Source organism: Maribacter sp., from assembly GCA_020629415.1.
GTDB lineage: Bacteria > Bacteroidota > Bacteroidia > Flavobacteriales > Flavobacteriaceae > Maribacter > Maribacter huludaoensis.
The window spans coordinates 1-12,844 of record JAHDDL010000034.1; the positions used below are offsets into that span (position 1 = coordinate 1).

The 12,844-nt window shown below is 36.4% G+C and carries 9 protein-coding genes; 3 read left to right on the plus strand and 6 right to left on the minus strand.

Annotated elements, in window-relative coordinates; all coding sequences use genetic code 11:
- Nucleotides 1-821 (plus strand): class I mannose-6-phosphate isomerase (locus QZ657_RS13225; RefSeq protein ID WP_291967446.1); only part of this gene is annotated, 821 nt, incomplete at its 5' end.
- 102 nt (nt 822-923) lie between these two features.
- Here the strand turns inward: QZ657_RS13225 and QZ657_RS13230 are convergent.
- The 6 genes from QZ657_RS13230 to QZ657_RS13255 all read right to left on the minus strand — a co-directional run bounded on the left by QZ657_RS13230 (nt 924) and on the right by QZ657_RS13255 (nt 10,962).
- Nucleotides 924-2,174 (minus strand): Nramp family divalent metal transporter, encoded by a 1,251-nt coding sequence (locus tag QZ657_RS13230; protein WP_291967448.1) that lies wholly within the window; start codon nt 2,172-2,174, stop codon nt 924-926.
- A 187-nt stretch (nt 2,175-2,361) separates the two neighbouring features.
- Complete coding sequence (locus QZ657_RS13235) at nt 2,362-2,736, minus strand: cupin domain-containing protein (protein WP_276471154.1); 375 nt, start codon at nt 2,734-2,736, stop codon at nt 2,362-2,364.
- A gap of 19 nt (nt 2,737-2,755) precedes the next feature.
- Nucleotides 2,756-4,984 (minus strand): alginate lyase family protein, encoded by a 2,229-nt coding sequence (locus tag QZ657_RS13240; RefSeq protein ID WP_291967450.1) that lies wholly within the window; start codon nt 4,982-4,984, stop codon nt 2,756-2,758.
- A 5-nt stretch (nt 4,985-4,989) separates the two neighbouring features.
- Nucleotides 4,990-7,326, minus strand: a complete 2,337-nt coding sequence (locus QZ657_RS13245; protein ID WP_291967452.1) for a chondroitinase-B domain-containing protein — start codon at nt 7,324-7,326, stop codon at nt 4,990-4,992.
- A gap of 241 nt (nt 7,327-7,567) precedes the next feature.
- A complete protein-coding gene (locus QZ657_RS13250; protein WP_291967454.1) occupies nt 7,568-8,620 on the minus strand; it encodes a polysaccharide lyase family 7 protein in 1,053 nt (350 codons plus the stop codon).
- A 23-nt stretch (nt 8,621-8,643) separates the two neighbouring features.
- Nucleotides 8,644-10,962 carry a chondroitinase-B domain-containing protein gene (locus tag QZ657_RS13255; RefSeq protein WP_291967456.1) on the minus strand — a complete coding sequence of 773 codons (2,319 nt, stop codon included), beginning with the start codon at nt 10,960-10,962 and terminating at the stop codon, nt 8,644-8,646.
- Nucleotides 10,963-11,135: 173 nt separating this feature from the next.
- On the opposite strand from QZ657_RS13255, the gene QZ657_RS13260 reads away from it, so the two are divergent.
- Together QZ657_RS13260 and QZ657_RS13265 are read left to right on the plus strand one after the other, a co-directional pair.
- Nucleotides 11,136-12,104, plus strand: a complete 969-nt coding sequence (locus tag QZ657_RS13260) for a sugar phosphate isomerase/epimerase family protein (protein ID WP_291967458.1) — start codon at nt 11,136-11,138, stop codon at nt 12,102-12,104.
- A gap of 23 nt (nt 12,105-12,127) precedes the next feature.
- On the plus strand, nt 12,128-12,844 hold the full coding sequence (locus QZ657_RS13265; RefSeq protein WP_291967460.1) for a ribonuclease activity regulator RraA: 717 nt from the start codon (nt 12,128-12,130) through the stop codon (nt 12,842-12,844).

Sequence of the window (12,844 nt, forward strand, 5' to 3'; positions counted from 1 at the left end):
TGGCTGATAAATTTGGCACTACCGGTGTGCTGATAAAAATGTTGGACTCAAAAGAGCGATTAACTATACAGGTACACCCTGATAAAGACTATGGTAAAACCATGTTAGATTCCGCTTTTGGAAAAACAGAATCTTGGTATGTATTGAACAAACGTGAAATTAATGGCGAAAAGAGTGTCATTTACATGGGGTTTAAAGAAGGAGTGACCCGAGAAAAATGGGAAATCTTATTTAAAAATCAAGATATAGAAGGTATGCTAGACTGCCTTCATAAAATAGAGGTGAACCCTGGTGATGCTTATATGATTTATGGCGGAGTGCCACATGCCATTGGTAGTGGGTGTTTTTTAATGGAAGTACAAGAACCTACGGATTATACTATGCGTGTAGAAAAAGTGACTCCTGCCGGATTAACAATTTCCGATGAGTTAATACACCAAGGTGTTGGTGAGCAAAATATGCTAGATTGTTTTCATTATAATGGTTGTTCCTATGAAGAGGCATTGAAAAGATGGAAAGTTTCTCCAAAGACCATTGACTCATCTGATAAACATAAACTGAATACAATTTTTAATGAAAGCCATACAGATTGCTTTGGTTTAAGTGAATTGGATTTAACTGTAAATGGTGAACATACCTTAAAAGCTAATGGTAGTTTTTTTGTTGCTGTTATTTATTACGGTGAGGGTACGATCATTAGTGGAGGTAAGGAGTATAGTTTTGCCCAGGGAGATGAAATATTTTTTTCGGCAGCAATAGACGAAGTGAAATTTTCATCTACCATAGCATCTAAAATTTTGCTATGTTACCCTCCTAGTTAAGAAAGTGTTTATCAATTAAGAAGATGTAAAAAGGGTTTGCAATAATGAAGTTATTTGTTAGCCCTTTTTTATTGCAATCAAAATTACTCCTATAGATATATTCTAAATAAAATCAATAAACCCGTTTAGGGCTACATAGAGCATATAGCAATTGAAAATGAAGGTAGCACCTAGGGCAAGATTCATCCACAAGCTAATTTTATGTTCTTGCATAACCGTTTCTTTATTTAAAAGAATAAGCAAAAACAATGTAATTAATGGCATCACAAACGGACTCAAAGCTTGTGAGGCTATTAATATCCAAACTGGTTTACCGCCTAGAATAGGAACAATTAGACCGGATAACGCCACTAAAACAACTATAAGTTTATACAGCGGTTTTTTCATGTTACGCTCCGTATTGGTATAATCTGCCACTAGCCATGGGAAAAGAAGTAGGTTAGGGAATATGGAAGATAAACCTGCCCCAATAATACCCAGTGTAAAGAGGGTTAAGGCAAAATCTCCGGCCCAAGGTCCTAAGGCATGCATCATGTCCGTTGCATCATCTACCGGTGCGCCTTTAAAATATAATGTTCCGGTAGCACTGATCATAATGGCAAGACTAATAAAGAATGTCATGATCATAGATGACATGGCATCTTTATTTTCGGTCTTTAAGTCCTTTAAACCCCAATTTTGTTCTTGAACCAAAATACTTCTAGAGGCTAAACATACACCTGCCATTGTGGTACCTACAATACCGGCTATAACTAATCCATTATTATCCCCTTTAGGTAGCTCCGGAAAAAATTCGGTGATATAGGTACCTGCTTCATTAACGACCATAAAACTGGTTATCATAAAGGCCAGCGCCATGAAACCGACCATTATACTCATTGCTTTTATAAAATTTTCGTGTTTTCCCGTCCAAAAAAGAGCAATAAGCAATGCAATAAAGAAAATGGATACCACAGGACCGTTAAGGAAAGAGATTTCTGTTTTTACCGAAATCCATTCCATGGTAACTTCCGCTACCACACCCATTACACCTATACATGAAGAAACTATAGAGACGAGTAGGGCAGTAATTATAAATATGGTTAATGGTTTGCCAAAAGTTCTTTTAAAATTGAACATTAAGGTGTCTCCAGAAACTATGGTCAATTTACTTATGGCTACAAGAAGAAAATAGGTGAAAAAGCATGATAGTAATAGTGCCCATGACAGGCTAAGGCCATATTTGGCACCGGAAACCACCATAGAGGTTACGCTTCCTGTTCCTACTACATAGCCAATAATAAAAAAAGCTGGACCAAAATTTTTAAGGCTTTGTTTTATTTTTCCTAAAAAGGGTAAATTTTTTGTAGCCATTATCTTTTGGTTCAGCTTTGAAATTGATATTCGTTACTGAAATGAAAACGAATTAAAATGGTATACTACATTCGTTAAAATTTTAGTGTTGATTCTTTATGGCAATAGTCATAAAAGAGGGGATTTTTTGAAAAACACCAATTAGTTTTGCTGAATGTAGCATTATTTTAAATATATATAATCTTAATTATTTCTTGTCACCAAAGTAAGATGGACCTTCACCAGTCAAGAAATCTTCTCTTACTGGGCTGAAAGTGTCAATAAGTTCACCTTCTTCAAGGCAGACTGCACTATGTAGTAAATTTGGTTCTATATAAACACCGTCTCCCGCTTCTACAATTTGCTTTTCGCCGTCAATTTCAAATTCAAATTTTCCTGACACGCAATAAGTTGCCTGTGTATGAAAATGTTGATGTGGAGCACCTAGTGCACCTTTTTCGAACTTGACCCTTACCATCATGATTTGGTTGTCATAACCTAAGAATTTTCTTGATACTCCGCCACCAAGTACTTCCCATTCCATATCTTTTGTGATCACGTACTTTTCGCTAAATCTCTTCATAATTATTAATTTTCTGTTTTTATTTAAAATAATATGAGCCAGACCACTCATAGTTCTTATCCTTGATTTTTAATGTATGTCTAGCTTCTGTTGAAGCATTGTTGTTTGCAATGATGAAAACCTTTGTAATATCTTTTACGGTGGTTATCATTACGGCCGTGTAATCTTCATTATCTAAAATTACCTGAAGTTCTTTAATATTACTATAGGAATTTACAGCAGATTCCGTCACGGGGCTATAACCACCATGTGTTTCTGTAGTTGATATAAATAAGGTGTTTTGGGTATTTTTTCTACGTATAATGAAACCTGCTTCTCTTCTTAAATTAAAATTAGGATCGTTTGCACCTATCCTAACGAACTTTAGTTCGTCATTTTCTAAGCTTGCCGATGTCAATGTATAGAATTTACCTTTGTCTAACCAGCTTAATTTTGTGTTCTCGTCTGTTGAAATTCCAAAACCTTCGGACCATAGGTGTTGGTATCCATTAGATGTACCTAAAGGTTCAAGAGTGTTGGGTACTTCGTATTCAAAATTAGTTTTAATGACTTGTCCTATAAAGTAGAAAGGCAAATCATACTGGTTTATACTATCTGAATCTATTTTTAAAATATCCAGCAGAAATGGATTTTCAAAACTGTCATCCTTTATTAATGCCATGGTTCTGTGCATTGCCGTTCCAGGGTAAGCATTGGTTTCTTTGGCGCTTACTATTTGTACCGCAACATTAGAATCGTCATAAAGATAGAGTTGGGGGTGGTATTTACTTCCAATATCATATTTCCCTTGATAATGAGATCTCTCGTTTTGTACCAACGTATTATGGGCAATGGTCTGCTTTGCCCAAGTTTTGTTTTCCTTTAAATAATTTCCGCCGCCTTTTTGTTCAATATTTACAAAACGGGCCAATCCGTAATCCTGTAATACCTCATTTCCGGTATTGTAGAAGGAATAGGATAATTTGTCATAATGACCATGACTGGATCCCTGCGAGGCATATTTAAATACAAGTTCCGTATTTTTGCTGCGTAAAATACCTACACCGCCTTGTTTACCTTCCGGACCATCTGATAAATTGATCGATTTTTTATCGAATGGTATAGCCTTTCCATTTTTAACGCCTAGGGCTACCGCCAAACCGGAATCATCTAACAAAACTTTATTTTGTTTGGCTGCTATACTTAGTAGTCCCGGGTCTTGTGATCCGTAATAATAAGAAATATCAACAGCTGACACCAATGCGTCTGTGTAATAGGACATTCCTTTTTGGCCATCGTTAAGGGGAAAGAAATCACCATCTGCATCAGATAAATTTAACAATGCATTTATAGATTTTAATAAAACGCCATCCTTATATCCAAAAATATTAAGCTCGGGTTTTACATTGTGCAGACCTTCAGAAAATATTAAGAACGGATACATGGCGTAACGTTGATAATATGGACCCTCATTATAATATCCGTCCGGAGAAAAAGGATCTTCTATATTAGCTAGAAATCCAGCTTTTCCCTCTTTATTTATAAATCCTCCGTCATCATCTTTTGCAGATTTATCCATATCCAATCCCGGAATTCCATAAAGCGCTCGGTCAATTAATTCCTTATCGTTCATTACAAGCCCGATCATACCAACAGCTGCATTTCCCCAGGTACTATGATTGTGTACTCTTTGATAAAACTGCGGACTATCTACTGAAATATGGTCTGCAAAAGGTCTAAAGAGGTTATTTTCCAGTTTTTTTCTTTCTGCCTTGCTCAGGTAGTCATAAATACAATCATACGCTTGGCTAACATAAACTAACCAGTTAGAATCATTTAGACATTGCCAAAACAATTTGCCACGTGCATATGATCTTGTTTTGGGATGTAAGGGTAATGATTTATACATTTCCTCATATTGCAAGAGCATGTCTTTTACGTATTTGGCATATTTCTCATCTTCTAAAATTTGATAGAGAACGCCGGCTTGTTGCATGGCAAACATATTTTGCTTGTGCCTAACATGGGTGTAACCACCAGAATAATCTTTGGGTATAGGTGTATCTATGCCTAAAGCAATTTCCGCATCTATTTCTTCTTTTACTTTTTTAAGAGATGCATCGAACAAGGGAACGTTTCCCAGTTCTGCTCTAATTTTAGAAACACCGTCCTTAGTAAGTATAAGACTGGGGTGCTCTTGTGCAACTGTACTAAATGTTATTAAAACAGTACAGATAAAAGCTTTTAAAGTATTTAAGTATTTGGTCATGTATATTATCTGTTTTTAAGTAGCCCTAGATCTTTGCCGTCAGTACCTTTTCCTTTAAGCGGAGAATCTGTACTCAATGAATAATCGTCTTCTTTGGAAAATTCAGGTTCAAGCTCCCATTGGTTTTCAACAAGGTATTTTTGGTCACCGGTAACCATTAATTTTTCAGAATTACTAATGGCATTGTTCAAAATTTTTACAATAGGCTCACCAACGACCAAGTGCATGTTAATGGCCTTGCTATCTTTGAAAATATTGTTTTTAATTTCAGTCTCTTGAACGCCATATAAAGAAACAGTTGCATCATATTTATTTTTAGATCCGTAACCAACATGATCAAATACATTGTGCTCCATCTCTAAAAACGGACCAAAAGTACTTTCGTCCTTACCGCCCCTATATAATCTTAACGCGGCACCTTGTAAATCATTAATACTATTATTTTTCATAATAAAGTACTCTACATTATAAGCGCCAATATCATCGGTTTCTTTATCTAATGCCGCTATACTACCGGAAATGTTTTTGAATTTTGAATTTTGGATACTAATAGTATCTGCAAAGGTACCTTTGGAAACACGAAGTACATCAAAAGAATGGTTGACGACCATATCCTTGAATTCACAGTTGTCTATGAACAACTTATAATTTTCGATCATAGATTTTTTACTGGTACTAATAACCGAGTTACCGGCATAGTCAGGAGATTTGGTGCCATCAAATGCGATGTTTTCAAGAGAAAGACTACCGCCATTTTCAATCTCAAAAGCCATCATTCTTTCAAACAAGATGGTAGCCTTATCCTTTCCAAGTGTTTTAAAGGTAAGCGGGTGGTTAATTTTAACGGCTTTGGTCAACAAGTAGGTGCCGCCATTCTCTAGAACAATGATATCACCGGCTTTTGTTTCTTTTACTTTATCATATAAAGTGTTGATGCCGGCGGCTACATTTATCATTTTACCAGAGTTTAGTGCAACAGTATTATCCGCTTTTGAATACCATGATACTCCGGTATTTTCCTTTGTTGCAATTTTTGGACTAATGGATACTTTATATTTTATTTTATTTGAAGTAGGAATAGGAAATCCATTTTTGTCATTTACCAATGTAATTTTGGCATTCTTAAATCCTTCTTCGATCGTAGTTTCAGAATTTTCTCCAAGAATGTTATTCTTAAAAGTAATGCCGCTAATGTCATCGTCAATCGTAAAAACATCTTTTTTGGTGTCATTATAAATGATATTTCCAGAAAACTCGGAAGTACGTGGTGCCTGACTTCTTTCTGCATCGCTACCGGCTCCAAAAAGTATATTGTCACAGTTAACAAAAGTGTTGTTGTTTACTTTAGAATCTATAACCGGTACATATCTGTTAGGGGGTGAGTTAGGTACACCGTTCATCATAACAAAAGCACCTCTAAAGCGATATCCTGTAAGCCCAATATGGTAGTTGTTGATGACAGTCTGTGTTTCATTGATTACACGAATGCCACCAGTACTTGGTTTGTTATTGCCAATAAATACGTTGCCGTCAACCAAGGTCTCATTTCCATGGCGCATGGTCAATGTACCTGTACATTCAAAAAAGGTATTGTATTTGAAAGTGTTGTTGCAAGATTTGTTTGAGATAATTTCATGTTCGCCGTTGGTTCTGTCAAAATAATTGGATTCAACTAAAGTGTTCGATTTTTCTAAAGCGTGGTGGCTCGTGCCAATTCTTAAGGTTTCTCCGCCATTGTTTCCATAGGTAGGGCGAGGTCCAAAATAATTATGATCTATTTGATGGTTGTTGGCCCTACTGTCTTCAGTATCCAAACCAACGATCATGGTTACTCCTAGGTTCTTTTTCCCTGCAATATGATTGTGGTCAATTCTATTATTCTTTCCGTAGATGGTAATCCAATAATCTTGTACTTGTCTTTCGGGATTGTTAAAATTGTCTATTACACATTCGGTAAGGCGAGAATTATTTGCCATTTGTTCCCTGCTTTTTCTAAAAGAGATAACAGCGTTAGTAGGGGTATGGCCGTTTTTAAAAACAAGCCCTTTAACCACTAAATGATCACCCGCAATTCGAAGGTTTGAAGCTCCGGAAAGAATCACTTTTCCTTTTTCTTCCGCTATGAGTGTTATAGGGTTTTCTTTAGTACCGTTAGCTTCAAACAAAAGTTCGGAATCCATCCAAACACCATTGGCAAGAACGATGCTGTCACCAGGTTGTACTTTTTTAAGAATAGCTGTAAACTCTGCTACGTTCTTTACGGTATAAACTTGTTTTGGTGTGGTAAAGGAATATGCCAAGCATATAAGAACAAATAAAAATAGAAGGCGAGATCGTTTCATAAATCAAAATTGGTTTACCAAATTGGTTTACCAAAAATAAGGATATTTGTAAGACTGGCAAGTATTTAACATAAAAAGGGTGGTTTAAATTACGAATCAATAATGATTTACTTCAAAATTCATCAATTCAATAATTTGTAAACAACCAATTTTATAGAGAATAGAAGTCTGTTTATGAGTAAAAATATATTTCCTCTTGTTGAACGGACTTCTATTGTTGGTTAAATATAATTAGTGGATATTATTCTTCATTTGGCGGAGTGCCAGCGCCTACAGTAGCTTCCCTGAACCAAACTTCTGCATAATCACCATTTGCATATTGCTTTTTAATATCGCCATCATACGTGTCCGCACCCGTGCTCCAAACAATATTATCTTCAGGAGATTTACCATTGGTTTGGTTGTATGCGCCTTGCTTAAAATACTGAATTTCGCCCGCATAGGCATTTTCACGTTCCAGACCGTCACGACCTATAGAGGCGTACAATGTTTTAATCTGTTCCGGTAAGGTCTTGGTAAATTCCGATTTCAATAGATTTTTAGTGAATTTGATGGTTTCATGACCTTTACTTTTAAAGGTTAAATACATAATACCTTTGTAAACATTGATCTCATAGCTAAACTCTTCTCCTAGTTCAATTCCATTTTCAGGCTCATTTGGGGCTGTGGTTGGGTCTGATCCTACTACAGACATGTCATGTCCCCATACAGCTGAAGAGTAATCCCATCTTTTTGAATTATCTCCTTCAGTGTTAATTTCGTAATTCCAAAATACGGAACCCTTTGTATGGTCCGGAAATTTCTTGTAGAATATTTTTATAGGTTCATTTTCATGGCCCTCATCACTATGAATTTGTCCTACGACCACGGCAAAAGAAGCAGCTACCCTGGCATCTCCAGAAGTAGATACGTGTTGTACTTTTAAAGTTCCCGTCAATTTTCCTCCTGTCTCGGGTATCCAATGTTCCTTTTGGCCAAGCTCGGTTCTTGTATTGCTAGAGGTTCGTGAAGTAATACCACTGTTTGGTGTTTTATAGACTACCCAATCCGTTTTTCCGTCGTTTTCAACGTAAAAGAAATCATCTTTGGCATAATCTTTAAGATTGTCTTCATAGGTGCCATCACCTAAAAGAATTTTCCATTCATCCATAAACGGGATGACATCGCTTGGGTATTTTGTGGTAACTACACTATCTTCTGTAGTTTTTTCAGTAGTATCTAAAGCTTTCTTTGAGTTGTCTTTACAGGCAAATAATGTTACTACTGCAATGATGGTAGCTATTGATTTTTTCATTTATAGTAATTTTATAAGTACGATTAATACATTAGTTTAAGAGGTAGGTTTTCTTGTACTACTATCTTTCCTGAATTTTGAATATCGTTGTTGGCATATCTATTGTTTTTCGCACCCCATAAACGCGCAACTAGTTTAACGGGGTTATCAATAAATTTGTTATTGGCAATATTTACATTGATGATTCCGTAAGTATTAAAAAGCAGGTTTTCGTCCGCCTTTGATCCACAATGGGTAAATGTGCTATTGGTAACAATTAAATTACCGCCAACGGTAGATTCATCATAGCCGCCTCTATAGTAATTGATAACATTATTGGCGACACCATCGAATAAGCAGTTGTCAATAATTATATTTTCGGCATTGTACTCGCCTTTATCATCTGTTTCTTCAGCTAGTTCTAAACCGTTGGCGCAATTTTTAATTTGCGTAGAAGTAAAACTGATGAACTCTGAGAAGGATAGTTTGTATGCTTTTAAGACATAATCGAAATTTGATATTTCACAATCGATAACATTTAAATTGTAAAGGCTAGACATGTTGTTTTTTAAACTAGCAAAAGCGTATTGTTCTTTGTTACCTACAAGTTGAATATTCTTAAGCGTAAGTTGCCCTTTCGGATTCATTTCAAATGCCGGACTTTCAGACGCCCCTTTGTATTCAACAGTTGCTTTTGCATCTGGTGTAGCAGCCATTATAGTTATAGATTTATCAATTTTTAATGGAGAACTTAAATCGTATCGTTGGGCGGTTAAGTTGATAGTGTCTCCATTGTTTGCAGATGTAAGTGCATTTACAAGTTCTGTTGTTGTGCCCGCTGCATGTGTTTTACCAGATTCGTTCTTAGAAGTTGTGTTAGAATACCAGTCTGTACCGTATTGAGATACATCCATCATATCCTTTTTGTTCACAGGTTTGCCAACTACTGCACCTACCAAATTTTTGTCGCCCCTAGAGTTACCGAACAAATCTGCGGTTATCTGGTCAAATTCAAATCCGTAATAAAGTTCAAATTCGGCTAATGAATTATCGGGCATTAAAATATCGCCATCGGCTACAATAGTACCAAAATCCTTTTGTGTAAGTCCGTCAACGGTATTGAACATAACACCTTGATTGTTAATGATATTGCTTTTAAATCTAATACCGTCAATTGAGTCATGTTTAACAATAGGCTGCTTATCGCCCTTATCGTTATAAATAAGGTTGTTGGCAACTATAGTTCTAATAGGTGTGGCAGACCTAATTTCGGATTTTGGTAAAATATCTTTTTGATCAGTATTGGATCCTACACCAAATTGCCAAGGCGATACACAATTTACCCAAGAATTATTGGCAACGACAACATCGGTAACCTGTAAATATCTGTTCAAAGGAGATTTTGGAATACCGTTCATTACAGCCAGCGGACTTCTAAAGGTTTGCCCTTTTAAATTATAGAAGTAGTTATTTGTTACCCAGTGTCCGGTGCCAATTAAACGTACACCACCAATTTGTTCAGAATTTTTGTCCCCTATAAATACATTACCGTCAATAATACAATAATTGCCATGCCTTGTTACCAAAGACCCTTCGCTTTTATAAAAAACATTGTTTCTAAACTCGTTAAAATTACTTTTACTGGAAATCACTTCTACCTCACCGTTACATTTGTCAAAGAAGTTATTGGCCACTAAGGTGTAACTTGGTGCCATAGAAGTAAAGCTATTTCCTAATTGTATGGTTTCTGCACTGGGTCCGCCTTTAGGTGGCCTAGGACCAAAATAGTTATTGGTGATTTTATGATAGTTCTTAATGCTATTGTTGCCTGCCAAATCTATTCTAACGGTAGGTCCCCTATTAGACTTTCCTGCAATGTAGCAATGGTCCAGTTCATTGTGGCGACCTTTGAACAATACCCATAAATCTGTTTGATTTCGTTGTGCCTTATTAAAATCTACAATGGCAGTATTGGTAATTTTACAATGGTTGGCCACAGAGTCTTCACTAATGCCAAAATCAATGACCGCAGAAGAAGGAGATGATCCCTTAGTAAAATATAGCCCGTTAACGTTCAAGTAGTCACCGGCAAGCTTTAAATCTGAAGCGCCTGTAATTAAAACTTCACCAGGAGTTTCTGCACGAAGTGTAATGGGGTTTTTCTCATTACCGTACGCTACAAACTTAATGCTCACATCTTTCCAATCCCCATTGGCCATAACAATGTCATCACCTGGTTTAGCATCTGTAATTGCGGCGTTTAATTCGTTAATGTCGTTCACGGTAATAGCACTTGTGCTAGCTTTTTCACCGCATGAAAACAGTAGGGGAATAAATACTAATAGTAAGAAAACCTTTTTCATTATGTGTGTTATTAATCTGGTTTGAAACTAATTGTAGGTTTGATGAATGCAATTTACCTGAAACTTACAATAAACTGGTTAACCAGTTTGGTTGACCAAAAATACATATATTTGTAAGAATGACAACTAATTAACACAAAACCTATTGATAAAATATAAAAGGGATATTAAAAATGAGAGAAGATAAAAAAGGGATTTCTAGAAGAAATTTAATCAAGAAATCTGCTATGGCGTTGGCTGGCTTGCCATTGGTTAAGTTTCAGGACGATTTTTTACGGCCTAAAGTTGACACTAACGATGCTGTTGATGTACACCTTTTTTCTAAACATTTGCAATTTCTAAATTATCACGAAATGTCTGCCGCAGCGGCAGAAATAGGTTTTGACGGATTAGATCTAACCGTACGCCCAAAAGGCCATGTACTTCCAGAAAAAGTACAGGAAGATTTGCCTACCGCGGTAGAAGCGATGAAAAAATTTGGATTGTCACCTAAAATGATCACCACCAATGTTTGGGATATAGAAGATTTAGGTCAGCGAAAAGTATTGGAAACGGCAAGTAAGTTAGGGGTTGGCTATTATCGTACAGGTTGGTTAAGTTATCCGGAAGATACATCTATTGACGAAAGTTTACTAAAATATGCAGGTCAAGCCCAAAAATTGGAAACATTGAATAAAGATTTAGGTCTGGTTGGCTGCTATCAAAACCATGCAGGAAATCATGTAGGGGCACCAATTTGGGATTTGCCCACTATTTTTTCAAGAACTAATGGCGAATTTATAGGTTGTCAGTATGATATAAGGCATGCTGTTGTAGAAGGAGGAAAAAGTTGGGAATTAGACCTACGCCGTATTAGGTCCTATATAAAATCCATTGTAATCAAAGATTTTAAATGGGGAAAGAAAAATGGTTCATGGGAGCCGATAAATACTCCTTTGGGCGAGGGTATGGTAGATTTTCATAGATATTTTTCACTACTCAAAAAATATAATATTAACGTGCCAATATCTTTGCATTTAGAATATGAACTTGGCGGCGCTGAAAAAGGGGCATCTAAAATTACAATGGATAAAAAAGAAGTATTTGCCAAGATGAAAAAAGATTTGAGCTTTTTAAAGGAAACCTGGAAAAAGGCTGAGTAATATAAATAATAGATAACAAAACAATGACCAAAATAGCTAAGGCAACTAAAGATAAATTAAGAAAGGTAAGTACGGCGACCGTTGCAACCTGTTTATTTAAAAAGGGACTTAAGAACCAGTTCATACAACATGTAAAGCCACTTAAATTAGGAAGGCCTACTATGGTGGGAGAGGCATATACCTTACGTTACATACCAGCACGTGAAGATTTAAATCCTATTTCGGTTTTTAGAGACCCAAAGCATTTACAAAGAGTAGCGGTAGAAGAGTGCCCGGAAGGCGCCGTTATGGTCATTGACAGTAGGCAAAATGCCAGAGCAGCGTCCGCGGGATCTATTTTGGTAACGCGGCTTATGGTAAGAAATGCAGAAGGTATTGTAACAGATGGCGGGTTAAGGGATTCCACAGAAATAGCCGACCTTGATTTTTCATCATATCATAATAGGCCTACGGCACCCACTAATTTAACATTGCACCAGGCAATTGCCATCAATGATCCCATAGGTTGTGGTGATGTTGCCGTTTTTCCAGGCGATATAATATTGGGGGATGATGACGGAGTAATGGTAATACCGGCACATTTGGCCAATGAAGTTGCAGAGGAGTGTATTCAAATGACCATGTATGAAGAGTTTGTTATTGAGCAAGTTCAACGTGGTAGGGCGGTAATAGGTCTATACCCTATGGTAGATGAAAGTATAAAGGCGGAATTTGAAAACTGGAAATTAGAAAGAAACTAG